Origin of the sequence: Candidatus Babela massiliensis (assembly GCF_000513475.1) — a bacterium.
GTDB lineage: Bacteria > Babelota > Babeliae > Babelales > Babelaceae > Babela > Babela massiliensis.
The window spans coordinates 341,842-366,583 of the sequence record NC_023003.1 but is presented as its reverse complement, the minus strand read 5'-3'; the positions used below and the strand labels follow the sequence as shown (position 1 = coordinate 366,583).

Below are 24,742 nucleotides of genomic sequence, written 5' to 3'. Positions count from 1 at the left end.
AATTTTTAATTATTTATTAAGCGATATAAAACTTATTTTAATTTAAGATTAATGAAGTAAAAAAAGAGACTCGACAACCGAGTCTCTTTTTTTGTGTTAGTTTTGATTGCAATGTCAGAATTAGAAGGTAATAGCGCCTTTAAACCAAACACCCCATTGTTCTAAATCTGCTTTTCTGCAAATTTCTGAATTACGTCTGTTACTAAATTCAGCTTCAGCACCTACACCAAGTTGTGGATTCCAACCGCATTTGTCATACCAAGTATAGTTAATATGGCCAAATATTTTGTTGGTTAACTGTGATACGGATTCTGCTGATCTTCTATTAAGATCTGCTTTTGTTAAAGGAGCCACTGGAGCAAAATTGTTACATAAAACATAACCATCACTTACTAGAGCAGAAACTAAAGCACCTGTTGATGGAACGACTGTTGTGTTATTTGCAGATAAAGCTACTGCACAAGCAGTACTTGTTCCTGTGGTTGGGTTAGGATTTGTTACAGGATAACCGTTATATGCTGTTGCATTAGGTTGACTGCCATTATTATTCACCGCTGTAACTCTGTAAGATCCTGTAAACGGAGTTGCATCAGCAGAAGAAGTTGGACAAGATCCTGTGGTTACATCACATACTGCGGTGCCTGCAGGTAGTGTAGCATTATCAGGGAATATAGTTGAATTATAAGTTCCAGCTGTTGTTGGAACACAAACTACAGGATAATTGAAGCAACATACGCCTTCAGTACCTTTAGGGCTAAGAATTCTTTGAGGAGCGCAATCATTGCTTTCATCACATTTAAATCTGATTGTTTCATGGCTATGTCCGTAAATATTATAACCTACGTCAATACCCCAACCGCACCAGCGATAAGCAAGTTTTATAGCAAGATCACCTTTAATGTCAACTTTTACATCAACACGTCTATTGGTGAAACAAGTTGCGCTTACTAAGTTGCCATTATAAGTGTTTGTCAAACCATTAGTATCATATTCTTTAAGTAACATATATCTGCTGAACGCTCCACCATTACAAAGATCGAATAAACGACATTGTTCATTTTGGAACATATGAGTAATGTTACCTTCTAAGAATAATGCTAAGTTTTGAGTTTCATTTGACCAGAATGACCAGTGTGCAGAAATACCAGCCCCAAGTTCAAAGTGACCACCATTACCTACAACAGGGCTAAATACATAGAAATCCTTTGGTTTTGGTCCTGTATTTAATACCATTTGTAGATATGCGCCAAAATGATAGCAATCATTATTGAGGAAGTTATAACCTAAAATAACGTCTATATCTGCAAGACCCCATTTGCCGCGGCCGCAGAAATCAAATCTACCAGCACACCATGGAGTTTGCATATCACCAAATAAGTAATTACCACCTAATGCTTGACGTAAAGAAGTTGCTACCGTAGTTACAGGTACGCTTGGTTCATATACAGGAGTTGTTGAAGATGCTACATCATCACTTCCATAGTAGCAAGCACTTTCAGTACAGCTTCCTGGGCATGTTACACATTCACGTGCTTGTAAAGACCAATGACTATAAGTTATTGGCGCATGGAATCTAATGTAAGAGCCCTGTAGCCAACAATCAAGTCCCATAAAGTAACCAAGATCTATAATATGGTTTTGTATTCTTGGGGAGAAAGTTAAGCTTCCTTGGAAAGTACGTGATAAACCAAAGTTATCAGCAAGAAGTTCGTTTCTTGAATCTCTTCCTGGTACTAAACTTCCGGAGAATCTTAATGTACGACCGCCAAAAAGTGAATTAGCTATTCTGCATGAGTTAAATGATCTTTGATATTCATAAGCTAAGTAAGCAACTCCATAGTTGTTACACATAAATGGTAAATTTATATCCCATTGCCAGCCTACAAGTTCACGTGCTGTATTAGCACCTTGAGATCTTATATGTAAATAAGTTCTTACCGGTGCATTATCACAACTAAAGCAATCATCCTCTGAGCAGCTATTATCACACGAAAGGCTGCAATTGTCGCAAGAGTTATCGCAGTCTTGATTATAGCCACATCCAGGTTGATAAGTGTTACATCCGGTATTACAACCGAAGTTATCATCGCACGAATAATCTTCGCAACTTGACCTACTACTATAGCAGCTATCGCAATCAGTACTACTTATAATTCCTGGGCTACTTAATAGTAGACTTATACAAAAAACCGATTTTAAAAATTGTTTCATAAATACTCCTTTTTACCATCCTACGAGAGGATGAAACAACCGATATTTTTAAAAAGCCTTAAATGTAGATTATTTAATATATTTGATCTCCTTTCGTTTTTATCTACCCTTGACTTCATAGTTTTTTCTATAATCGACTTAATCGTTGATATACTTTAGACAAAAGATCATCTTATTGCAATATTTAGTAATAAGAATTTATTTAGCTTTTTAAGTTAGTATATTTATATGTTTAAGAATATGCTTATTTATAGTGTTTTTTGATAACATCGTTTTTTCTCTCTTTTAATTTTATTTTTATTTTCTTTTATTTATAAAAGCTCATAACAAATCCTGAAAATCCAGTCAATACCGTAACATCAAATATTTTTTTTAAAGTGAATATTAATATACTTTTTATCTGTTGATTTGCTTGAAATATTAGCTTCTATATCTTTGCTATTTAATTGACTTATTAATAGCGTTAGTGTTAAAATTCTAAAATCAATAACGAAAATAATTATAATTATATTTGCAATTTATCAAAAGGCTCGTTTATGTTTGAATGTTGATATTATATTTATTTTATTGACTATTAAGTTTGATTGAAAATTAGAGAGCTGGTCAAAATGAATGAATTTAGTGATAGATAAAATTGAATATAAATAATCTATATGCATTATTAAAAATCAACCGATTTTTATCATATAAATTTAATAGCTTATTTAAAATATATCGAAATAAAAAACAGGATCTCTAAGAATAACCTTATCTTTAGAGATCCTAATAAAAATTTAATAATATAATAATGTTTATTTTTGATTTGTTATCTAGAAATTAATACCACCTTTTAGCCATATACCCCATTGATTTAGAGAACTTCTATTATTGGTTCCATCAAATTCTATTTCACTACCCATGCCAAAGAAAGTTTCGTAACAATATTTTATCCAAGTACGGCCAAAGTAACTAAAAAATTTATGTGTTAACATACGACGTTGTACGGCCGAATTAGGATCAAGATCTTTACAAGATATGATTCTTGGAGGGACATCATTTTGAGCTATAAAGAAATTTTGACATTCTATTGGTGAAGCGCTTGTTATTGTATTGTTATTATATGCAAGGCATACTGTTGATTGTGTGGGAGAAAGTGGTTGTGCTGTTGGTAAAATTGCTGTAAACATAGTTGCATCAGGTTGAGTAGTATTGAGTTTAGTACTTTCACCTGTAGGTGATATTTCTCCATCAGAGACAATATACTGAGTACAACAAACCCCTTCAGTTCCCTTTATACCAAATATTCTTAAATCTATTGCGCAAGGACATTCAGTTTTAATGCATACCTTTTCACCCGATTTTGCAAATATATTGTATCCTACATCAAATGCCCAAGAACAAAATTCCAGTACGATTTTTGCAGAAGCATCTACCTTATATCCAACGTATACATCGCAATTTCTTGTATTATAATTTATAGCATTTATCATGCGTCCTATATAATTGCAGTCAGCATCAAATTCTTTAAGCAAAATATAGCGACTTAATAAACCATTTTGACAGAAATCAAATGATCTAATTTGTTCATTTTTAAATACATGTGTAACATTTCCTTCAAAATAGAAGCTTAAGTTAAATAGATAGTTATAGTAATCTGTACACATAGATATATGCCCTGCAGCTCCTCCGCCTAGTTCCCAATGTTTACCATTACCTATTATGGGTTCAAATATATGCTTTGCATGAGGTCTATTGCCTGTTGGGACTACCGTTTGAATAAATAGTGCAAAATGACCAAAATCTGATTGCCAAAAATTATAACCTAAGATTAAATCAAGATCAGCAACACCTGCTTTTGAAAGAGGACAAAAACTAAATTTACCATACTTCCATCTTTCATTCATGTCACCAAATAAGAAGTGACCGCTTAATGCTTCATCAATGCTATGTGTAGCACAGTTGTCATTTTCTGCTATAATATCGGTTGTTACATTCAAGTGACATAATGTAGGATATTCAGCGTAGGTCTCAATTGGAGTTGTACTATACATGTAACAGCCAGGGAATTCATCATGACCTCTGAATTTACAGCATGGTAGACATTCATCAAGGCCTAAACTCCAGCGTGTATAAGTAATTGGAATATGCATTCTAAAGTATAATCCCGAATAGATCATATCTCCTGTTCCAAGATAAAAATTAAAATCAAGAATATAATTTTGTATTTTAGGCTTAATAGATACAGTTGCATAATAGTCTACTGGTAATCCAAAATAATCTGCTACAACATCTTTTGTTTGATCTCTACATGCTTGACTTCCTGCAAAAGTTAAGCAGTCGGTGCAAAAAAGTCTTTGAGCAAGTTTTTCTGGCTTAAAAGATTGGGAATATTCAAACGTAGACATAAAGGCTAAATAATTTTGAAATAGAAATGGCTTATATAAATATTTTTGCCATCCAACAAGTTCACGTGCAGTATTTGCACCCTGAGATCTTGGTATAAATATAGTAGAACCGCAACAATATCCAGTATAAGAACAGCATTTATTACACTGATCTGATGGACGTAGTTCTCTGTTGTCATAAGGGCACTCACAACAAATATCTTTGCTTGAGTGAGATTCAGAAAAATCGAAACTACTATTTTCCTGTGCTAACATGTTACTTATAAATAATAGCATATATATCAAAATTTTGAGTTTTTGCTTCATTCCTACTCCTTTAAGTAAATTAAATTTATAAGTTAAATTTCTTAATTTTACTTTTAACTTTTATTTAAATTAACTAAGCTAATTTATTATTTATTAACGCATTTGTCGACACTATAGTTTTTATCTTATTGAATTGCTTAAATTCTTTATCAATATTGGTTTATTTTTATTTAAATATATTTGCTTTATAGATTTTAATGAGGTTTATATAAAAGCTGCGGTTTGATATTATTATTTTCTTATAAATAAAGATATTGATTTTTTTATTTATACTTATACACTATTTCCATATAGATTTTATTACAAATAATGAATAGTGTTAGGTAGAAGTGAAAAATAAAACAAATTATATTATTTATGTTTTATCTTTAGGGATATTATTAAATTTAAAAATTTTTGCGACGCAAGTAGATCGATCAGAAATAGAAAATATAGTAGATTTACAGTTGAATTTATTGAATTTACCTGAGGAAATGATATTAAAAATTATAAAGAAAACTCTAATAGCTGTTACAGAAAATTGCAATAATATAAGTAGCTTTAATCCAGATTTTAATAAAAGTGTTGAAAATATAAGATTAATTTCTAGGGATATAAATAGATTTTTTAATGACGAATCTTTAAAAAAGTTTATTAAAGATTTAAGAAAAAAAAGATATCAAGATTTAGAATCTAAAAATATTAAAATAAATAAGTATACAGAAGTCTTGCATCATATGGATTTCTTAAATGCCTATTGCCAATCATATGATAATAGTATTAATAATAATGACTATTATATAGAAGTATATCCTTAACAGTTTTAAAAGCTTATTTGTTTTAGCAGGCATCTTTGCTTAAAAATAATTAATAAATATTTAATTAAATAAATCGATTTTAAGTTATTTATTTGCTCTATTTATTTTCCCTAGATAATATATGATATTTTTATTAAACATAATATTATTATAATCTAATAACATTTCTTCTATTATTTTATATTCAGGGCCATATCTTTTGCAAAGATCAATTAAAGAGATGCCATCAATATTAAATTTTGTTTTTGCTTTTTTATCAAGAAGTGTTTTAACTATATTTTTATGCCCATGTCGAACTGCCCAAACTAAACCTGTATGGCCATGACGGTCTTTTGTTTCTATATTAACATTTTTACTTAAAAGTAGATTAAATATTTCTTCCATACCTTTTTTACATGCAATTATTATAGCTGAATCTTCTATATAATCTTTGGTATTGAAATCAGCACCGGATTCTATAAGAATTTTTGCCAATTCTATTTCATTATTATTTAAAGCAATTATAAGAATAGGTCCCCAATCAGGTTTTTCGGTATTTATATTTGCTTTATTTTTAATTAATATTTTAGCTATGGTTTCTTTATTGTTAATTTTATTTTGTCCATAAATTGAGGATATTATAAGTTTAGTTAAAGTAGTTTCGCCAATATAATTTTCGGTGTTAACATCAGCACCTGATATTATTAGCTCTATTGCTTCATGAAATAAATTTGGGTTATTATCAGAACTTTTTTCCAAAATATTTAGTAGTTTTTGATTAAGCTCTTCTTTTGTTGAATCTTTATAAGATGCTAGTAAAATTTTTAACTTATTATCGACTATATTTTTTATGATATTTTTAAAAGAATCGTCTTTTAAGATATTATTAAATGTACTACAAATTGAACTCAATTGATTGATTTTTTTTATTAGACTGTCTTTATTCTTATAAAAACTGATTATATCAGTAGATTGAGACATTGCATCTTGTGCTATTATGGAAAAGATATGAAAAATTATTTCGTTAGAACAGTTTAATATAATTGATTCTTGTTCAACCATTTCCATACTTATTAGGTTATTATTTGAAATAGATATAAAGGATAATAAGAGTGTTATATACTTTACTATTTTAATCATTGTAGGCCTTTATTTTTATAAATGGTATTATTTAATATTATATATTTATAAAATAAAATTTCAAAAGGCCTTGTTTTTAATATATTTTCAATAATTATTTAATTTTCACTCTTAAAGGTTCTAGTTGCTTAAAACGTAAAGTTAGTTAGTAATATATCTGGTAATAAGGTTGATATATAAAGAGCATATAGTCCTGCAGGTATAAAGCCAAATAGGTTTGAAAAATATGCTAGTCCCTGCACGAGTCCTATTAAAATTTGACGAAATTCATTTTTAGCGTATTTATCTAAATTTTTGACATCTTGATTACTAGGAATAGCGTGAAATCCAATCGAATAGCCTAGCCAAGTTATTAGAATATTTAGTATTGTAGAATTACTATACCATACAGTGTCAGTGCCTAAAAAATATGTAGAAGCAAAAGGAAAAGTGAATAGCATGCATAAGAGTGAGTTTACTATTAATGGAGCTACTGATATAAAGAATAAAGTCCAAAAATTATCTGTATTTTTATGTATCACTCTTCCTGCCTGATCTGACAATGGTATAAAATAATTTACATAATAAACTGGGACATTAAATATATCACAAAATAATTTATGGGCAAATTCATGTACAATTACTCCTGGAAAAGTTAGTAATGCTATTATAGGTCCTGGAATTATCATAACGGTCTCTGTCAATTATTTATTTAAAACATGATTTAAAGGCTTCTTTATATTTTTCTGGAACAAAGGATAAAATTTCATTAAATTCAGATAATTTTAATTGCTTTTGATTTAGAAGATTAACTCCATTTATAAAATAGCTAGAATCGGTTTCGCTCAAAACAAAATTTGCTTTAGCAAGTTTTATTTGTGTTGATGCATCTTCTGATAGTTCTTTTAAGCAGGTCTTATACATAAATATATACTCTTTATATTCTTTATTTAAAAAACATTTATTTGCAATTTCTAATTGATTTTTTAAACGAATATGATGTTTTAGATCTTCTGTAATGAAAGTATATATTGAATAGGTTGAATAAATAATTGATAGAAAAAGAGAAATATAAAGCCATTGAGGATAATAATATCTTTTTAATGCATAATATTCCTGACTTTCTATTTTTTCAGTTTCAGTATTTGCGCTATTTTCAAATGTATATTCATCCATAATCTGTCTTACTATATTGTTATGATTTTTAATCATAACAATATAGTAATTATTGAATTCTGTCAAAATAAGATTGTTAATTATGGGATTTTAATATTGTTTAATAAAAGTTCAATTTTCTTAGATAATTTATCGGATTTTGCTCTACCTATAATTTTAACTATATCATAATTGCGTGTATCTAAAGCATAATGTAAAGCATTATATCCTTTTTTATCAGGTAAGTTAAAGTCTGCTCCTTCTTCAATAAGTAATTTAACTATTAATATCATAGTTTGATTTTTGTTGCCTATTGATAGTCGAATTGCCCAAATTAATGGAGTATAGCCTTTTCTTTTATCTCTAATATTTAGGTTAGCTCCATTTTTAATGAGTACTTTAACTGTCTTGATTTGCCCATGAAATATTGCCCATGTTAAAGCTGTATGCCCATTAATATCTTTGTTATTTACATTGGCACCTAATTTAAGTAGTTTTTCAATTATTTCCTTATGTCCATGTATAGCAGCATTTCTTAGACAATTATCTAGATACTTATTAATATTATTTCCTGCTATGATAAGAAGATTAATCACGTTTATGTTGTTTTTTTTTACTGCTAAGTATAATAAATTTTCAATTTTTATATTGAAATGACCATAAATATTGATTTTAGTTATTTCGTTAAGATCTTCTTTATTTATATCAACTTTACTTAATAATTTTATTAAATTTAACTTAATTTGTTTTATTGATAAATGTTTATATTCATTATCTAATAATTTATATAAGTGGACGTGAATTGAATTTAGAGTGATTTTTATTAAAAATTCGTCTAATAAGGTTTTGAATCTAATGCAAGTTAATCTTATGCTTTTTATATCTTTTCTCAATGCTTCTTTATCGAACTCTTGTTCAAAATTAAATATATTATTCCATTGATTAACGTAATTTTGTATTAATGATTTAAAAAAATATACAACTAATTCATTAGGAACTTTTTTTAAGATAGACCGATTTTTATTAATTTTTATTTGCTCTGTCTCTTTATTTGCTATTACAGGACTATTTAAATAAATAAGTAATAAAAATATTGAATATATATATTTATTTTTAATCATATTTTCTCTTTTATTTTATTAATTTAAATATTGTAGTTATAAACTATAAGTTTTAAAATAAAAATATCAATTTGATCTTATGATAATAAATGTTGTAATATTAACTGGTTTAATATTTTGTATTTAATGGAAAAGCTTATGAGTTTGAAAGATAATAAATTTGTTTGGTTAAACGGCAATATGGTTGATTGGGATAAAGCAACTGTTCATTGTTTATCGCATACGTTGCATTATGCAAGTGGAGCATTTGAAGGAATTAGGTTGTATAAAACAAGATATAGATCTGCTATATTTAGACTGGATGAACATATTACTAGATTAATCTTCTCTTTATCTGCTTTTCATGTTGAATCTCCTTGGTCTAACGCAGAAATTAAACAAGCTATTATAGATACTATAAAAGTAAATAATCTTTTAGAGGGTTATATAAGACCGATTTTCTTTTTTGGTCCTGAGACTGTTCAAGTTGATCCAAGAAATTGTTCTTTAAATTTAGCAATTATTCCTGTTTCTTTAGATTTAGTTCCTCATAATAATTGTTTAAGATTAACAGTTTCTTCTTTTAAGCGAATTAGCAATAAAGCAACTTTTGTTGATAGAAAATTAACAGGAAATTATATTAATTCAGTCTTAGCTGGACAAGAAGCTAAGCTAAAAGGTTTTGATGATGCATTGATGTTAGATGAAAATAATAATATAGCTGAATGTCCAATTGCTAATTTTTTTATTGTTTCTCAAGGTATCTTAAAAACTCCTAAACTTGGTTCAATATTTGGAGGTATTACTCGGGATTCTATTATTGAGCTTGCAAAAAATTTGAATATAAAAGTTTTAGAGATTGATTTAACTTTGAGTGATTTAGAAGTTACAACTGAAGCTTTTGTCTCAGGTACAGCAATGGGAGTAACTCAAGTTTCTCAAATAGATGATCATAAATTTTTAAGTTGTAATGAAGCTTCAATTACAAATAATATTAGAGATAGTTTTTTCAATTTGATATTTGATGAACAAGAGAAGTATAAAAATTGGTTTACTTTTCTTCCGAGTTAACAACAATTAGACTAAAGTTCGTGGTATCGGGGTGTTTAGATGACTTAAGGATTGTAATTTGGTAAGGAGTGAAAAAGTGTAAGAATTAAATCAGCTTATTTGAATATTTTATCTTGAAACCATTTCTCCCATTCTTTTAAATTTTCTTTCATAATAGGATGTCTTTTTAGTATGCAATGCCAAGTTAGTTGCCAAAGAATAAAGGCTATAGCATTATGCATAAATTGGCTCATTTTTTCTTCTCAAATATATTGCACAATATTCTATAATAAATTCTATTATATAAAAGCAAATGGGATATGAGTGCTATAAAATACAGTTCGTACCAATACCATTTCATTAAATTTCTTTCATATTTATTTTATTATCTCTAGCAATGTGATATATTATGTCAAATATAGCTTTTATTTAAATCGGTTTTAATCTATTAATAGTTCAATATATTATCAAATTTTATGTTAATAGCAATAAGATTAATGAATTTTATTATTGTTTTTAACTTATTTTTTAGATTCTAGGGTTGCTAATAAAAATTAGTTTCTATCAAAGCTTGTCAAAATGATGAATTTATTCGAAAATAATTATAAGTAATCAAAATTAATTTATCAAATACAGAAATCAATATGAGTAATCAAATTTATGCCTATGGCAAATTATGTACTTTATTTTATAATGCAACAAAGACTTATGCTCCAGAAAAAGAAGTAAATTTTTATGCTTCTTTTATGAATAAAAATAGTAGAGTGTTAGAAGCAATGTCAGGATCCGGTCGTTTGCAAATACCGCTTATTCAACTAGGTTTTACAGTTGATGGAGTTGATAACTCGTCTGTTATGCTTAATTCCTGTCGTGCCCGTTGTGCTGATTTAAAATTATCACCAGAAATTTATGAACAATCTTTAGAGAATTTAGATTTACCTCATAAGTATCAAACAGTTACAATAGCAGTAGGCTCTTTTCAACTTATTGTAGATCGTAAAAATGCTTTAAAAAGTCTCCAAAATATAAGATTTCACATGAAGGATAATGGTGATTTATTAATTGACATATTTGTGCCTGATCAAAATATAGACAATCGATCAATAAGAATAGCAAGAGTTGATGATAATACAATAATACGTTTAATAACAAGATATGTTTTTAATAATCAAGAGAAAATAGCAGATGCTTTCTGTTTATATGAGTTGATTAAAAATGGCGTTATAGAAGAACAAGAAAACGAACTGATGCAAGTAACTTGGTATAGTGATAATGAGTTAAAACAGTTACTTAATCAAGCAGGATTTGAAGTTGTCAAAATATATGAAGAAACTTTTAGAAGCAGTGGGCCCTCACGTATTGTACATGCAAAACCCAACTTATAATAGTTTGATATTTTTTCGTGTTTTAACTTTTTACAAAGTTAATTATTAGGCTTTTGAATATTGTAGATGCTTTATTTATACTTATATAAATATATTACAAATAATTATGATATTAGGTTTAAAAATGAATAGAATAAAATATTTATACATAATATTATCGATTGTATTTTGGTTTAATAATATAACACCTATGGAACAGATAAATTGTATAGAGTCGGGATACAGTCAAGAGGGTTCTTTATTCTTAAATCTTCCTATAGAAGCGATTATGCATATAATAAGCCAGGCAATTATACAACAAGTAAAAGAAGATCTTAGTAAATGGAATACTATATTTGAAAAACCTAAAATTAATCTGGAAAGTTTTAAGGGTTTTTATGCAACGTCTCAAAAAAGCCATAATGTTTTTAACGATGCTTTATCATCAACAGCTTTAAACAATCATATTGAAGAATTAAAAAAAGAAAAATTTAAAGAATTACTTATATCTTTAGAAGATATAGCTAAAGAAGAGTATAAAGGTTTAACTATAGATGAGCTCAATAGAACTTTAAGTAATATATTAAAGAAATATGATTTATCAAAAATAGATTATGAGAAAATATGTAAGTTAGTACTTTTAGGTGCTGATATTAATATATCAGCAAATTGCATGACGCCACTAATCTGTTCATTAAGACAAGGTGATAGAGATATGGTAGAATTATTAATAAAATTAGGCGCTGACGTTGATGCTACAAATGAATATGGCGAAACGGCTTTAATGCTTGCATCTAAAGATGGTTCAAATGTTAATAGAAGCAGGAGCTGATGTTAATATTGCAAATAATTTGGGTTTTACAGCTTTAATTCATGCGTCTATGTGGGCCAGAAAGAGATAGTAGAAATATTAATAAGAGCAAATGCTAATATTGATATTAGGGACGTGACTGGCAAAACAGCGTTGATAATAGCCGCCATGAAAAAAAATAATGCACATATAATAGATGCTTTGATAAAAGCAGGAGCTAATACTAATTGTAGAGATAATTCTGGAAGAGATTATTTATATTATAAAGGGCTTTATCAACAAAATTATCAACAAGAGAAAATGTTGCGCCTTATAACAATTGAGGTCCCTGCTATATTGACACGATTATTCATTTTATGGGTTTTGAATAAAGATCCAAAAAAAGAAGAGAAAAATACAGATAAAAGTGATAAGCAAGAAAATGAAGATATAGAAATTAAGGATATAGTTTCTTCTAATGAACAAACTAATGAAAGCGTTTTATTTCCTTAGTTTTAAATCTAATTATTTTTTACAATTAAATTATATTGTTCCGATTATTCCAATTATTCCAAGATGGTCAGTCATTTTATCAGTGAAAGTATTGATAATATCTGATTTAGCTTTAATGTTTTGAGATGGAGTTAAAAGTCATACATAATTCACTCTATATGTTTTCGGTGAAAGGTTTTTAAAAATTCGTTATAATTCCTAAATCTCCTAATCGACTTATATTTTTGAGTAGAAAATAGATATTAATTCATGGCAGTAAACATTGGACACTCTTCGAACTTTTAGATGATCCAAATTAAACAACAAATAAGGTTTACAGACTTTTTAAAATAAAAATTATGCTTGTTTGTCATTTAGAAAAAAGCTTTCAAAAATTTTAAATTTAATTGATACCATCTATTTCTATTGTTGTTAAAAATACCTTGTTTAATTATAAAACCAATTGATGTTATGGCTTTAGATATACGTAAAAGAGGCATAACTTTTGAATAATTAGGTATTGGTCTTACCGATGCATAGCCTTCTAGAAATTCTTTTTTTGTGTTTGAATCAATCAACCATTCAACATGCTCAAATGAACAAAAATCTTCTTCAGCAAAGCTTGAACGAGAAGATGACCAATCAATAATCGCTAAAACTTTATTATTTTGAACGATGATATTTCCAGGTCTAAAATCATAATGAACTATACAAGGACCATCAACCAAACTAAGCAAATTTATATTTTGATAGAAGTAGCTCTTAACTTGTTCAATAAGTTGATTAGGCAGATGCCCAATACATTCCCCTAATCCTTCTTCAAATTTAAGAGTAAATGACTGCACTGGATTAGAATCTAATTTAGATGATTCAATCAATTCGCCATAACCGTTTGTTCTATTATTATGAATTTTTGCAAGTATTACACCTGATTGATGAGCAATTGTCGCATTAAAATCGGTTATTTTCATTACTGAGCCATTTATATATTCCATAAGAATAGCTCCAGGAATATTATTTTCTGGATCAATAAAATCTATAATTTTAGGTACCAGAATTTGTCCAAAAAAATAATTGAGGAATATTTGTTCGCGTAAATAATGCTTTCTATTCGTACATATTTTTAAAATAAACTGTTCGCCGCTTTCTTTTAGAATCTTATATACAGGTGCAACCATAGCATCTTCATGTTCAATAAGTTCAAAATGGGCGATTTGTAAATCTAATTTATCTCGATATATATCTATTAATTTATCGGTGTTTTTCATCGTTAATGCTCAAAAACAATACCATGAGTTCTACTTATTGTATTTTAAATTATTTTCATATGCTTTAATATTTTTATGTATATAAAATAATTGTCTTACTACAATTCCTAAAATTATAATAAATCACTATACATATTTTTTAATAAAACTCTTATAGGATAAAAATAATTCAGATTATATCTAATTTAACAAACTTTGTAAAATATTACCAAACCATATATTAATGATAAGAAAATCGCAGTAATTGTTAATGTTGGTTTTATATAGTATTTAATTTAGAAAAAAGATTTTATATTGCTAAATTAAGTCTTCGAGTAAAGCTCTTATTTGTTATTTGAGTTAATTTTTAATATTATAAATTTATATGAAATTTACTATATAAATATAAGGAAATTAAATGTTATGGAGATTGGTCGTAATTTAATTATTGCATTATTATATGAACAGTTAAAAAATAATACTAATGTATATGCTTTTTGGCTTGAAGGAGCTGATGCTTCCGGCTTGACTGATGAATATTCAGATTTGGATATTTGGTTTGATGTAGAAGATGGAAAAGAAAATTTAATTTTTAGTGAAATCGAAAGAATTCTAGAAAAATTGGGACCATTAGATTTTATTTATGAGCAAGAACTGCCCCATGATTTAATTCGCCATAAGGTTTATCATGTTAAAAATACTGCTACTACTTTATTGTTGGACATTTGTATTCAAAGTCATAGCAGAAAGTTTTTCTTTACCATCGATTTGCCTGGGGAAGAAGTGAAAATTATTTTTGATAAAGATAACGTAATAAAGTTTAAAGAGTTTGATGAAAGACAATGGAATGAATTTTTAGAAAAGAGAATATATCATTTAAAAAACATTTTTCATCAAGACTCAAGAGTTATAAAAATGATTAAGCGTAGAGAATTTATCGATGCCTTTAACTTTTATTATAAGTTTACTCTTCAGCCCCTTACTGAACTTCTAAGAATAAAATATGCTCCTAAAAAGCAGATGTTTTTAAAATATATCTCACAAGATTTGCCAGAAGATTTATCAAAACAATTAGAAGATCTTTACAAGATAAATTCACTTGAAGAAATGTTTATAAAACTGACACTCGCAAAAAAATTATTTAATAATGTGCTTAAAGATTTAATTTAAATTATGAAAAATCTAAAAAGAATAGCTATAATTGGAAATGCTGGCTCAGGTAAATCTACTTTAGCAGAAACTTTGCATCAAATTTTAAAACTTCCTGTTTATCATTTGGACAAATATTTTTGGAAACCAAATTGGATCCATCCAGATCTTAACGAATATAGATTAATTCATGACAAAATATGTGATCAAGATAAATGGATTATAGATGGCAATAATCTTTCTGTTTCTGAGTATCGATTTAAGAATGCTGATACTATAATATTTTTAAATATTTCTAGATATAAGTGTATTTGGCGAATAATAAAAAGAGCTTTTAAGTATTATGGAAAAGCAACTCCCACTAGTGCTGATCAATGTATTGAAAATTTTTTTGATTTAAGATTTTTAAACTTTTTGAAATGGGTATGGAATTTTAAAAAGCGTAATTTGAATAAAATTATAGAATTATTAGCTTTTTATGCTAAGAATAAAGAAATATATATTCTTAGATCTCAATATGAAATAGATGAATTTATTAAAAAGTTAAGTGATTATTAATTTTATACTTAAGAGTGTTTAGGGTTTATTAAATGATAGATATTATGCTTGTTAAGCAATTAGTTTCTTCTCAATTTCCAAGATGGAAAGATTTGCCTATTAGTCCGGTTAAGGTTAGTGGATGGGATAATCGAACATTTCATTTAGGTAAACACATGTTAGTTCGTATGCCTAGCGCTGAGAAATATGCTATACAAGTAGATAAAGAGCATCTATGGTTGCCCGAGTTAGCGCCATTTTTACCTATTTCAATCCCTGTGTCTTTAGGGCTTGGAAAGCCTGAGTTTGGTTATCCATGGAACTGGTCTATTTATGGTTGGCTTGAAGGAGAGACTGCAGTATCTGGATATATAGATAATTTATGTGATTTTGCCAGTCAACTTGCACAATTTTTGATTGCTCTTCAGAGTATAGATTCTTATGGAGGACCTTTGCCTGGACCTCATAATTTCTATAGAGGAGGTTCATTGGAAGTTTATGATACTCAGACTCGTCAAGCGATTTCTATTTTAAAAGATAAAATTGATGTTAACTTAGCAATTAATGTTTGGGGAACTGCACTTTCAATATCATGGAATAAATTGCCTGTATGGATACATGGTGATGTGAGCCCTGGCAATCTTCTTGTTTTAAATGGCAAGTTGAGTGCTGTTATTGATTTTGGAATGATGGGTGTAGGTGATCCTGCATGTGATTTGGTAATTGCTTGGACTTTCTTTAAAGGTGAAAGCCGTGAAATTTTTCGTAAAGTACTTCAGATGGATTCAGGAACTTGGGCACGAGGACGAGCTTGGGCTTTATGGAAAGCCTTAATTGTGGCATCAGGATTAACTAGTACAAATGCGGTAGAAGCAGCTCAAGCTTGGCGCGTTATTAATGAAGTATTTGAAGAATATAAGCGTGAAATTTATGGTTAATCTATGTCAATTATGCAATTTATCGAATTGAATATATATAAGGCAACATTATAAAGCTTTATGAATTTCTAGAGATATAATCTTTCAAAAATTATTTGATTAATAAAGATAAAATCTGAAATAAAAATCTTAAGAATAAAAATATTTTAAATAATTTTATATCAAATATTTCTAAATCAGTTCTTCTTTCAATATTTGGGGATTTTTATCTGTGATAATTGCGATTCTTTATCAATATTTTTCACTTCATGCAATATCAATATTCAAAATAAAAATTGATGTAGAAGTTTTGTATTTAATTTATAAATATTAAAATTTATAATTAATATAATTTTTTTAATGCTTTCTATCTTTATATAAATTTGGCAGTATACATTGGGTATGTCTTGAATTTTTTTATGACCCAAACTTAAAGAACAAGCTTCTCGATTATTACATTGATTTACGTAAATCTATTTAATTCCTAGGCTTCTATAGACTTATTTCTTTTTTGCTGAGAAATAAAATAAGCGGAGTTGCGTAATATATCATAATGATATATTATATGAGGAAATAATGACAAAAAGTGGAAAAAGTCAATTTGCAATTTTAGGGATGTTTTCAATGTTAAAAAAAGTTCTGGATACGATTTAAAGAAGTATATGGAATCAAGCACTTAGTATTTTTGGAAAGAGACATTTAGTTCAATTTACCCTGTATTTGAAGAACTAGAAAAGCAAAAATTGATTGTAAAAATAGATACTCCTACAAGAAATGACCGTAAGCGTAACGTTTATACTTTAACTCCTGCAGGTCAGAATATTTTTGAAAATTGGTTGATACAACCATCTGAAAGTGTACAATTAAGAAATGAGCTATTGCTAAAGCTATTTTTCGGCAATCTAGTTCCTATCGAAGTCAATATTGAACACCTAGAAAAATATAAAAAAGAACTTGAAAGCAAATTATCTTCATTTCGAGCGATTGAAAATGAATTATCCAGCATAAATTCCAGAATCTTTATATAGTTTAATTACATTAGATCATGGAATCAGACAAGTTTCAAGTTCTCTAGAATGGTGCGATAAAGCTATCAAGACATTAAGAACTGTAGATATAAAAGTTGAATAACTAAAATAAAATTGAGATAAGTCTATGATTAAAAATTTTGTTTGTCGTTTAGTAGGAAAGACATTGTATTTATTGGACGAACCAACAACAGTGTTGCATCCGCAGGAGGTCGAAAAACTGCTTGATATCTTGAGAACATTGGTATGCAAAGGAAATACAGTAGTAGTAATTGAGCACAATTTAGATGTTATTTGTGTCTCTGATACGATTATTGATTTTGGTCCAGGGGAAGGTCTTGCAGGTGGTGAGATAGTTGCGACGGGCTCGCCTCAAGAAATTATTGGAAATCCAAATTCATTAACAGGGCAATGCTTGAGGGCTTATATAGCAGTCAATCAGTAATTATATTAAATACTTTGAATTTAGTTCTGTCTTTATTTTTAATTTTAATGATTTTTTATTAATTTTTAATTTATTAACAATTTGATTAGCGCTATTTAAGAAATCTTTTATCTCTTGGAATGAATATTTCTTATAATTATCATTAATAACATGCTTTTTGGTTAAGTCATATAGTTTCATTAATTGTTTAATTATATTTTTTGCCTTTTTATATATATCTTTATCGATGTTTAAGTATATTGATTCAAGATATTCATTAGCTAGAGAAATTTGTTTTAATCCCAGATCTTCTGATAAAATATCAAGAACTTTTATTTGAATTAATTTTGTTAATTTATTTTTACTTGTATATTGCTTTGAAGATTTATTAATTTCTCTGTTAAGAATATCAAAAAAGATAACTAATTGGCCACAATATTCTATTAAATGAATTAGCTTTTTATAAATTTCTTCTAAATTCTTACGCTCTTGTTCTTTGTTCTCAATGAAACGAGAAAACAATTTTAAAATATAATTCACAAGTGGAGCAAATGACATACTTATTTACGGTATTAGTTTTTGTTATAAAAAGTGGCGGAGCTGATGGGGCTCGAACCCACGACCTTCCGCGTGACAGGCGGACGCTCTGACCAAACTGAGCTACAGCTCCTTAAAAGTGGCTCCTCGGACAGGACTCGAACCTGTGACCCAACGATTAACAGTCGTTTGCTCTACCAACTGAGCTACCGAGGAATAACTTAAAGAATAATTTTCAAATGGTGGGCGGTGATGGATTCGAACCAACGGCCTCCAGTTTGTAAGACTGGAGCTCTACCACTGAGCTAACCGCCCTAGTATCAATTACGATAAATATATTGTAAGACAATTTATTTAAAATGTCAAAACTTTTTTTAATTATTTTTAAACTTTCTTACTCTTTTTTTGAAGTGAAGAAAAATCTTTAATAGTTCAAATAATTTTGGTACTTTAAGTGTAAACTATAAAATATCATGGTGCTATAAAGTTTTACGAATTTCATAACTATAACAAGGAAGAATAAATATGCCTAGATTTGTTGATTATTTAAAAAATATATTTTTTATTTTAGTTTTACTACAAGTTGCTCCATCACTTATTAAAAATTTAAAGAAACAGTATAGTAATGTGTTAGAAGCTAAAACTAAAGTAGGTGTAATTACTATTAAAGATGCTTTATATAATTCTGATGATTATGTATCTGATATAAAAGATTATTTTAAAGATAAAAGTATAAAAGCTTTAGTATTAAAGATAAATTGTCCTGGAGGAGCAGCAGGCACTTCTCAAGCTATCTTTAATGAAATTAAGCATTGGCAAGGAGTAAATAATAAGTATGTAATTGCTTTTGTTGAAAACCTGGCTGCCTCAGGTGGTTATTATGTAGCATCTGCTGCTAATTATATTATAAGTACACCAGGAGCGTTTATTGGAAGCATAGGTTCTTATATTGCTCATCCTATGTTTAAAGATTTTATCGAACAATTTAAGGTTAAATATGAGGTAATTAAATCAGGTGATTATAAAACTGTAGGGAATCCATTTTTAGAAACAACCGATGCTCAACGTCAAATGCTTCAAGGTCTTTCTGATAATGTTTATAAGCAATTTGTTCATGATGTAGCTATTCAAAGACCAAAATTATCAGGTAATGTAAAAGAATGGGCAGATGGTAGAATCTTTACTGGTCAACAGGCACTACAAATAGGGCTAGTTGATGAGTTAGGTTCTCAATCTACAGTTATTACAGCTCTTAAAGAAAAAGTTGGAATTACTACTGAAATTGAATGGGTTAAGCCTAAGAAGAGAGGCAATTTTATACAAACATTGTTATCAAATGATGATGATTCAGATTCTAAATTTCAAACATCTATTATGAGTAAAGTTTATAACCTTTTTCATAAATATTTTATGTACTTAAATTATTAGAATAAAATTAAAGGCCGGATTAATTCCGGTCTTTTTTAATCTAAAATTTATATATTAATTTTAAATCTAGATCTTTATTTTTTAATTTTAAGTTACTTTTGCTTAATATTTTATCATCTATTAATGAACTGACTGCAAGACCAAATATACTACCAAGAGTTATGCCGGCAATAAGTTGTGATGTGTAATGTCGATTCTGCATTATATAATCTAAAAACATGTACCCTGATATTAATAAAAAAGGGCAGGTTGTTTTAATTCCGTATTGTTTGATCCATATAGTACTAATATAAGACATAGTTGTTAAATGTCCTGAAGGAAATCCACCGTAGTACTTCTTATCTTTCATAAAGTATTGATTAGGAGGTCTTAAGGATCCATTCCATTTTATTAATTTGATAAGAGATTTACTTATTCCGATTAAAGGTAATCCTAAAAGTAGTTCATAATTAGCTAGCCTAAATTTTTTATCATTTGATAATAAACAACTTAAGCAACAAATAATAGATCCAGAAAGTAGTATATTTGATATTTGAGAATAAGAGCTATAGTAAGGCAAATAATTAACGTTTTTATGGTCTTTTTCGTCATAAAAAATAGAGCTAATATTTTTATCAAAGATTAAAGAAGTTAAATAAAATGGAGTTGCTAATGTTAATATATTTAATGTATCTTTTTTTATTAATTTTTTATTTATATTAACTATATCATTTGTGATTTTATTTATGTTTTTGCTTATAAGTGGATAAAAATTACCTATTAAGTTACTTCTAAGTATTATTACAATAGAAAATGTTATTATCTTAATAATTTTTATCATGTACATAAATTATAACTAGTTTTTAAATTTTTTTAATAATAACAAAATTTAAATTTCAAGCAATTTATCAATTTAAGTAATTGATACTTTCTTGTATTTCTTTATCGATCATTTTAACTATTGGATAGTTACCTGCTTTTTGTGCAAATTGACGTGCTTTATTATATTCCATATTTAGATTATTTAGAAATAATTTGACTATATTTTCTCTTCCTTCAATACAGGCAAGTATAAAGGCATTTATTCCAAATTTATTTTCTATATTAGTATCTGCTTTTTCATTAATGATAAGAGATACTATATGTTCATTGCCTTTGCTTACTGCATACATTAAGGCTGTATTATTATTCTTATCTTTTAGATTTATGTTAGGTTTATGATTTATAATTTCTTGAACTATTGAAGGGTTATCACTCTCAATTGCCAAGATTAATGGAGTTTGTTTATTTTTATTTGTACAGTCAATATTGGGATGCAATTTCAGAACAAATTGAACTAGATTGAGATCATTACTTGTACAGCTCCATATTAATGCTTGATTTTTAGTTTTTTGATTTACTTCAGGATTGAGCATTATAATTCTTGAAAATTTTAGTGCATTTTCTTTTGTATATTTAGTTCTTAAAATCTTTTTTAACTCTTTATCTAATTTTATTGTATCTAATTGACTTTCTTCAGGAGCAATTAAATTCTTTGAATACTTTATAATCTCAGGAGCCAATTGTCTAAAATTTTGATTAATTAAAAATATTCTTTTGAAAAATATAGATATCTGATAAAAGGCTTGAAAAATATTTTCTTTATTATCTTCTAGGATAATATCTATAGTCTGCTTAAATATATCGATTTTTGTCTTGTCAGGTAAATTATATAGTAATACTTGATTAAGAACCTTATTTTCATTATTAGAAACTATTTTCGAATTATTAGACCTTAACAATATATTAAGTAACTTAAGTAAACTTTTCATATTTCACCCTTAATTTTATTTAATTTATATTAAAAATATAAAGTATTTATTATTTATTATACAGATTGAAATATAAAAAGCAATTTATAAATATTTTTGTTCTTTTTATATATTTAATTTTTATTTTGATATATATTTTATATTTAATTGAGATAATAATAAACAATAATAGGTAAAAGATGACTAAAAAATTAAATTTTATTTTTATAATTTTCCTAATAGGTGTATCAAATCGTTTGATATCTAATCCAACCCAAACTGTTGATGTTCAAGATAACAATCAATCTATTTTAGAATATTTTTCAGATGAGATCTTAATTAATATTTTTACCAAATTTGTTGGGATAAATATCAATTGCTGGAACGAGATTTATAAATTTGATCAAGAATCTAAGAAAGTAGAGTTAATAAGAGCAATCAAAAATTTAAAATTGGTTTGTAGAAAATTTAATTTACTTTTAGATAGTAAAGAATTCATTCAAGAAGTTAAATCTTTGAAAAATGAAAGATTTTGGTACTTAGTTTCTATTTTAAAAAATAATAATACTTTAACTGAAGATGAGCTTGATTCAAAAATATTAGAATTGTGGAAAAAGTGTGATTCATCTCCAAATCCAACATGGTCTGATTGGTGGAATGGCAAATCTCCTGAGACAGATAATGAAGAAGCTCTTAAATTAATATTTATTAAAAAAAATAAAAGTGCTCGTATTTTTGCTTTAATTTCATTGACTTTTGCCTATTTATATAAACATAAGAATGTGATTAAGATTTTATCTGATGTAGGTTATCATCTTAATATGACATTTGGTGTAGATAATGTAGTTTTATTGTTTTTGTACTTTTCATCAGATAGGTATGCAAACATATGGATTAAAGAAGGAACCAATGTTAATTTTCAAGGAGTAGATGGAAAAACAGCTTTGATGAGGGCATCTTATAAAAACTATCAAAAAACAGTACATTTATTAATCGAAAGAGAAGCTGAAGTTAATGCTCAAGATCATCATGGAGTAACCGCTTTAATGATGGCTGTAGACGCAGGTCATAAAGACATAGTTAAGACTTTAATTCAATCAGGAGCAGATCCTGATATAAAAGATGATTATGGTAATACTGCTTTGAATTATTTAACAAATAGTAAATTGAGTGAAGCAGAGCAGTTAGAAATAGAATCTATGTTAATAAATCGAGTGGTAGAGGATCCCGTTGTAGATAATTCTGGTAGTTGTATCTTATCTTAAAAATTGATATTTTAAAATTTAAAAACTATATATATTAAAACATTGCTATGCTCTTGATAGTTCTATATTTACCGATATAATTTTTATTATATAATTGTCAAAATAAATTAATTTAATAAAATAAAAATATTGAAATAGTAAGAATTTGATGTTAATGTTAAATGCCTTTTCTGAAATTCTTATAGTTAAAAATGGGGTTTAAGATGTTAATAAAGAGATATATTATTATAATTTTAGTTATATTTTTATCAAATTATCTAATAGCTATGGATATAGAAAAAAATAATCAAAATACAAAATCAGAACTATTAGAATTGTCTGATGAAATGTTAATAGAAATCATTCAGCATATAATGATTAGTTATATTAATAATTGGAACGTTATCAGTAGATTTGATCATGAAGTCAATGTAGTGAATTTAATTAAAGATTTAAATAATTTAAAATTAGTCAACAAAGAACTAAACAACAAGTTATCTGTTACAGAAATATCAAATCTTTTTCAGAAAATTAGATATAATAGATTTTCATATTTGTTCAAGAAGTTAAAAGAAAAATCAACTTTAGAGCAACCTAATATTAACGAATTAAATTCTCGTTTAAATTCTATAATTAATAATGAGGTTGAATTTGATCCTGAAGAAGTTATCCAATTGTTAATTGCAGGAGCTGATTTAAACTTAAAAGATCAAAATGAAAATACAATTTTAAGTAAAGCTATTGCTCAGGGATCTAAAGAATTAATAGAGGTTATAAAAGAGCTAGGGTTTAATGTTGTTAGCGATTTTCATGATACTTTTAAGTTAACACCACTTATGAAAGCTAGTAGTTATGGACACAAGAATATTGTATCTATGTTACTGAAATTAGCTGCTGATATTGATTCTAAAGATATATATAAAGGAACTGCTTTGATATATGCTTGCAAAAGAGGACATACTGATATAGTAAAACTCTTAATAGACCATAATGCAGATGTTAATCATATAGGTGATACTGCTATATATTATAAAATTGATGAAAATTATTCATCATATAAAAGATCAGCATTAATTTACGCTTGTATATATGATCATTTAGAAATCGTAGAGTTATTAGTTGAATCAAAAGCAGATATAAATCTTCAAGATGAATGTGGAAATACTGCTTTAATGTCTGCATTAAAATATAGACGTAAAGATATAGTTGATTTTTTAATTGAAAAAGGTGCAAATCTTAATATTAAGAATTTTAAAAATGAGACTACTTTAATGCTTGCAAGTTATCAAGGGTATGATGATATAGTTAAATTATGCATACAAAATGGTATAGATGTAAATGAACAGGAACTTTTTGATAAAGAGACTGCTTTAATACTTGCTTGTAAAGCATATTATAATAATGAACACTATGTAATTATAGTTAAAATGTTACTTGAAGCGGGAGCTGATATTACTTTGAAAGATAAATTTGATTTGTGTGCTTTAAAAATTGCTTTATATAGAGATAATATAGATATAATTAATATATTGATCAAAGCAGGAGCAAAAATAGAAGATACCGAATTTAATGATTTAATTTATGTTTTGGAAAATTGTAAATATAAAGTTGCAGTATTTTTAATTTATAATTATTTTAAAGCTAAATTTAATGCTTATAATCTTTATAAAATTGTTAAACAAATAAAAAGAGTTTAGAAAAAATTTAGTAATGTT

General features: G+C 27.3%; 26 protein-coding genes and 3 tRNA genes. 15 read left to right on the top strand and 14 right to left on the bottom strand.

What is annotated here, in order from left to right; genetic code table 11:
- Positions 1-120: 120 nt before the first annotated feature.
- Positions 121-2,211 carry a hypothetical protein gene (locus BABL1_RS01640; RefSeq protein ID WP_023791539.1) on the bottom strand — a complete coding sequence of 697 codons (2,091 nt, stop codon included), beginning with the start codon at positions 2,209-2,211 and terminating at the stop codon, positions 121-123.
- Positions 2,212-3,020: 809 nt separating this feature from the next.
- Positions 3,021-4,901 carry a hypothetical protein gene (locus BABL1_RS01635; RefSeq protein ID WP_023791537.1) on the bottom strand — a complete coding sequence of 627 codons (1,881 nt, stop codon included), beginning with the start codon at positions 4,899-4,901 and terminating at the stop codon, positions 3,021-3,023.
- 329 nt (positions 4,902-5,230) lie between these two features.
- Here BABL1_RS01635 and BABL1_RS01630 point away from each other — a divergent pair, with 329 nt between their 5' ends.
- Positions 5,231-5,698, top strand: a complete 468-nt coding sequence (locus BABL1_RS01630; protein WP_023791535.1) for a hypothetical protein — start codon at positions 5,231-5,233, stop codon at positions 5,696-5,698.
- Between the two features lie 84 nt (positions 5,699-5,782).
- On the opposite strand, the gene BABL1_RS01625 is transcribed toward BABL1_RS01630, so the two are convergent.
- From BABL1_RS01625 to BABL1_RS01610, 4 genes are all read right to left on the bottom strand, one after another.
- Positions 5,783-6,817, bottom strand: coding sequence for an ankyrin repeat domain-containing protein (locus tag BABL1_RS01625; RefSeq protein ID WP_023791533.1), 1,035 nt, complete (start codon positions 6,815-6,817; stop codon positions 5,783-5,785).
- A gap of 128 nt (positions 6,818-6,945) precedes the next feature.
- Complete coding sequence (locus tag BABL1_RS01620) at positions 6,946-7,485, bottom strand: metalloprotease family protein (RefSeq protein ID WP_023791530.1); 540 nt, start codon at positions 7,483-7,485, stop codon at positions 6,946-6,948.
- A 19-nt stretch (positions 7,486-7,504) separates the two neighbouring features.
- On the bottom strand, positions 7,505-8,008 hold the full coding sequence (locus BABL1_RS01615) for a hypothetical protein (protein WP_023791527.1): 504 nt from the start codon (positions 8,006-8,008) through the stop codon (positions 7,505-7,507).
- 44 nt (positions 8,009-8,052) lie between these two features.
- A complete protein-coding gene (locus BABL1_RS01610) occupies positions 8,053-9,072 on the bottom strand; it encodes an ankyrin repeat domain-containing protein (RefSeq protein ID WP_023791525.1) in 1,020 nt (339 codons plus the stop codon).
- 138 nt (positions 9,073-9,210) lie between these two features.
- Between BABL1_RS01610 and BABL1_RS01605 the strand changes: the two genes are divergently transcribed.
- Positions 9,211-10,122, top strand: a complete 912-nt coding sequence (locus tag BABL1_RS01605) for a branched-chain amino acid transaminase (protein ID WP_023791523.1) — start codon at positions 9,211-9,213, stop codon at positions 10,120-10,122.
- 95 nt (positions 10,123-10,217) lie between these two features.
- On the opposite strand, the gene BABL1_RS05485 is transcribed toward BABL1_RS01605, so the two are convergent.
- The gene (locus BABL1_RS05485) at positions 10,218-10,355 is read right to left on the bottom strand and encodes a hypothetical protein (RefSeq protein ID WP_023791520.1); all 138 of its coding nucleotides are present in this window, start codon (positions 10,353-10,355) and stop codon (positions 10,218-10,220) included.
- Positions 10,356-10,745: 390 nt separating this feature from the next.
- Here BABL1_RS05485 and BABL1_RS05220 point away from each other — a divergent pair, with 390 nt between their 5' ends.
- The 4 genes from BABL1_RS05220 to BABL1_RS01590 all read left to right on the top strand — a co-directional run bounded on the left by BABL1_RS05220 (position 10,746) and on the right by BABL1_RS01590 (position 12,768).
- Positions 10,746-11,486, top strand: a complete 741-nt coding sequence (locus BABL1_RS05220) for a class I SAM-dependent methyltransferase (protein ID WP_023791518.1) — start codon at positions 10,746-10,748, stop codon at positions 11,484-11,486.
- Between the two features lie 124 nt (positions 11,487-11,610).
- Complete coding sequence (locus BABL1_RS01595; RefSeq protein ID WP_023791514.1) at positions 11,611-12,297, top strand: ankyrin repeat domain-containing protein; 687 nt, start codon at positions 11,611-11,613, stop codon at positions 12,295-12,297.
- A complete protein-coding gene (locus BABL1_RS05425) occupies positions 12,275-12,367 on the top strand; it encodes a hypothetical protein (RefSeq protein ID WP_171814728.1) in 93 nt (30 codons plus the stop codon). Before BABL1_RS01595 ends, BABL1_RS05425 begins: the two co-directional genes overlap by 23 nt.
- On the top strand, positions 12,349-12,768 hold the full coding sequence (locus tag BABL1_RS01590; RefSeq protein WP_023791512.1) for an ankyrin repeat domain-containing protein: 420 nt from the start codon (positions 12,349-12,351) through the stop codon (positions 12,766-12,768). Before BABL1_RS05425 ends, BABL1_RS01590 begins: the two co-directional genes overlap by 19 nt.
- Positions 12,769-13,121: 353 nt before the next feature.
- Here the strand turns inward: BABL1_RS01590 and BABL1_RS01585 are convergent, their stop codons facing one another.
- Positions 13,122-14,015: a phosphotransferase family protein gene (locus BABL1_RS01585; protein ID WP_023791509.1), complete on the bottom strand. Its 894-nt coding sequence runs from the start codon at positions 14,013-14,015 to the stop codon at positions 13,122-13,124.
- Between the two features lie 402 nt (positions 14,016-14,417).
- Here BABL1_RS01585 and BABL1_RS01580 point away from each other — a divergent pair, with 402 nt between their 5' ends.
- From BABL1_RS01580 to BABL1_RS01560, 6 genes are all read left to right on the top strand, one after another.
- Entirely contained in the window at positions 14,418-15,164 is a 747-nt protein-coding gene (locus BABL1_RS01580; protein ID WP_023791506.1) for an aminoglycoside 6-adenylyltransferase, read from the top strand.
- Between the two features lie 3 nt (positions 15,165-15,167).
- Positions 15,168-15,701 (top strand): P-loop NTPase family protein, encoded by a 534-nt coding sequence (locus BABL1_RS01575; protein ID WP_023791503.1) that lies wholly within the window; start codon positions 15,168-15,170, stop codon positions 15,699-15,701.
- Positions 15,702-15,733: 32 nt separating this feature from the next.
- Positions 15,734-16,618 (top strand): aminoglycoside phosphotransferase family protein, encoded by an 885-nt coding sequence (locus tag BABL1_RS01570; protein WP_023791501.1) that lies wholly within the window; start codon positions 15,734-15,736, stop codon positions 16,616-16,618.
- 686 nt (positions 16,619-17,304) lie between these two features.
- Complete coding sequence (locus BABL1_RS01565) at positions 17,305-17,625, top strand: PadR family transcriptional regulator (protein ID WP_146617274.1); 321 nt, start codon at positions 17,305-17,307, stop codon at positions 17,623-17,625.
- Positions 17,606-17,728 (top strand): hypothetical protein, encoded by a 123-nt coding sequence (locus BABL1_RS05590; protein ID WP_146617316.1) that lies wholly within the window; start codon positions 17,606-17,608, stop codon positions 17,726-17,728. Before BABL1_RS01565 ends, BABL1_RS05590 begins: the two co-directional genes overlap by 20 nt.
- A 129-nt stretch (positions 17,729-17,857) precedes the next feature.
- Entirely contained in the window at positions 17,858-18,070 is a 213-nt protein-coding gene (locus tag BABL1_RS01560) for a hypothetical protein (RefSeq protein ID WP_171814727.1), read from the top strand.
- Here BABL1_RS01560 and BABL1_RS01555 read toward each other — a convergent pair whose 3' ends face one another.
- From BABL1_RS01555 to BABL1_RS01540, 4 genes are all read right to left on the bottom strand, one after another.
- Positions 18,071-18,607: a hypothetical protein gene (locus BABL1_RS01555; RefSeq protein ID WP_023791491.1), complete on the bottom strand. Its 537-nt coding sequence runs from the start codon at positions 18,605-18,607 to the stop codon at positions 18,071-18,073. It lies immediately after the preceding gene.
- Between the two features lie 34 nt (positions 18,608-18,641).
- A tRNA-Asp gene (locus BABL1_RS01550) sits at positions 18,642-18,719 on the bottom strand.
- Between the two features lie 7 nt (positions 18,720-18,726).
- Positions 18,727-18,802, bottom strand: a tRNA-Asn gene (locus BABL1_RS01545).
- A 24-nt stretch (positions 18,803-18,826) separates the two neighbouring features.
- Positions 18,827-18,901 (bottom strand) — tRNA-Val (locus BABL1_RS01540).
- A 210-nt stretch (positions 18,902-19,111) separates the two neighbouring features.
- On the opposite strand from BABL1_RS01540, the gene sppA reads away from it, so the two are divergent.
- Positions 19,112-20,014, top strand: coding sequence for a signal peptide peptidase SppA (sppA, locus tag BABL1_RS01535; protein ID WP_023791488.1), 903 nt, complete (start codon positions 19,112-19,114; stop codon positions 20,012-20,014).
- Between the two features lie 40 nt (positions 20,015-20,054).
- Here sppA and BABL1_RS01530 read toward each other — a convergent pair whose 3' ends face one another.
- Together BABL1_RS01530 and BABL1_RS05215 are read right to left on the bottom strand one after the other, a co-directional pair.
- The gene (locus BABL1_RS01530; protein WP_023791486.1) at positions 20,055-20,840 is read right to left on the bottom strand and encodes a phosphatase PAP2 family protein; all 786 of its coding nucleotides are present in this window, start codon (positions 20,838-20,840) and stop codon (positions 20,055-20,057) included.
- Between the two features lie 61 nt (positions 20,841-20,901).
- The gene (locus tag BABL1_RS05215) at positions 20,902-21,804 is read right to left on the bottom strand and encodes an ankyrin repeat domain-containing protein (protein ID WP_023791483.1); all 903 of its coding nucleotides are present in this window, start codon (positions 21,802-21,804) and stop codon (positions 20,902-20,904) included.
- Positions 21,805-21,983: 179 nt separating this feature from the next.
- Between BABL1_RS05215 and BABL1_RS05210 the strand changes: the two genes are divergently transcribed.
- The gene (locus tag BABL1_RS05210) at positions 21,984-23,048 is read left to right on the top strand and encodes an ankyrin repeat domain-containing protein (RefSeq protein WP_023791481.1); all 1,065 of its coding nucleotides are present in this window, start codon (positions 21,984-21,986) and stop codon (positions 23,046-23,048) included.
- A gap of 203 nt (positions 23,049-23,251) precedes the next feature.
- Complete coding sequence (locus BABL1_RS01515) at positions 23,252-24,724, top strand: ankyrin repeat domain-containing protein (protein WP_044601157.1); 1,473 nt, start codon at positions 23,252-23,254, stop codon at positions 24,722-24,724.
- The last annotated feature ends 18 nt before the right edge of the window (positions 24,725-24,742 follow it).

Coding starts and splice junctions, on each gene's coding strand:
- BABL1_RS01640 (WP_023791539.1), bottom strand. CDS start 2,211: ATGAAACAATTTTTAAAATCGGTTTTTTGTATAAGTCTACTATTAAGT.
- BABL1_RS01635 (WP_023791537.1), bottom strand. CDS start 4,901: ATGAAGCAAAAACTCAAAATTTTGATATATATGCTATTATTTATAAGT.
- BABL1_RS01625 (WP_023791533.1), bottom strand. CDS start 6,817: ATGATTAAAATAGTAAAGTATATAACACTCTTATTATCCTTTATATCT.
- BABL1_RS01620 (WP_023791530.1), bottom strand. CDS start 7,485: ATGATAATTCCAGGACCTATAATAGCATTACTAACTTTTCCAGGAGTA.
- BABL1_RS01615 (WP_023791527.1), bottom strand. CDS start 8,008: ATGATTAAAAATCATAACAATATAGTAAGACAGATTATGGATGAATAT.
- BABL1_RS01610 (WP_023791525.1), bottom strand. CDS start 9,072: ATGATTAAAAATAAATATATATATTCAATATTTTTATTACTTATTTAT.
- BABL1_RS01605 (WP_023791523.1), top strand. CDS start 9,211: ATGAGTTTGAAAGATAATAAATTTGTTTGGTTAAACGGCAATATGGTT.
- BABL1_RS05485 (WP_023791520.1), bottom strand. CDS start 10,355: ATGAGCCAATTTATGCATAATGCTATAGCCTTTATTCTTTGGCAACTA.
- BABL1_RS05220 (WP_023791518.1), top strand. CDS start 10,746: ATGAGTAATCAAATTTATGCCTATGGCAAATTATGTACTTTATTTTAT.
- BABL1_RS01595 (WP_023791514.1), top strand. CDS start 11,611: ATGAATAGAATAAAATATTTATACATAATATTATCGATTGTATTTTGG.
- BABL1_RS05425 (WP_171814728.1), top strand. CDS start 12,275: ATGTTAATAGAAGCAGGAGCTGATGTTAATATTGCAAATAATTTGGGT.
- BABL1_RS01585 (WP_023791509.1), bottom strand. CDS start 14,015: ATGAAAAACACCGATAAATTAATAGATATATATCGAGATAAATTAGAT.
- BABL1_RS01580 (WP_023791506.1), top strand. CDS start 14,418: ATGGAGATTGGTCGTAATTTAATTATTGCATTATTATATGAACAGTTA.
- BABL1_RS01575 (WP_023791503.1), top strand. CDS start 15,168: ATGAAAAATCTAAAAAGAATAGCTATAATTGGAAATGCTGGCTCAGGT.
- BABL1_RS01570 (WP_023791501.1), top strand. CDS start 15,734: ATGATAGATATTATGCTTGTTAAGCAATTAGTTTCTTCTCAATTTCCA.
- BABL1_RS01555 (WP_023791491.1), bottom strand. CDS start 18,607: ATGTCATTTGCTCCACTTGTGAATTATATTTTAAAATTGTTTTCTCGT.
- sppA (WP_023791488.1), top strand. CDS start 19,112: ATGCCTAGATTTGTTGATTATTTAAAAAATATATTTTTTATTTTAGTT.
- BABL1_RS01530 (WP_023791486.1), bottom strand. CDS start 20,840: ATGTACATGATAAAAATTATTAAGATAATAACATTTTCTATTGTAATA.
- BABL1_RS05215 (WP_023791483.1), bottom strand. CDS start 21,804: ATGAAAAGTTTACTTAAGTTACTTAATATATTGTTAAGGTCTAATAAT.
- BABL1_RS05210 (WP_023791481.1), top strand. CDS start 21,984: ATGACTAAAAAATTAAATTTTATTTTTATAATTTTCCTAATAGGTGTA.
- BABL1_RS01515 (WP_044601157.1), top strand. CDS start 23,252: ATGTTAATAAAGAGATATATTATTATAATTTTAGTTATATTTTTATCA.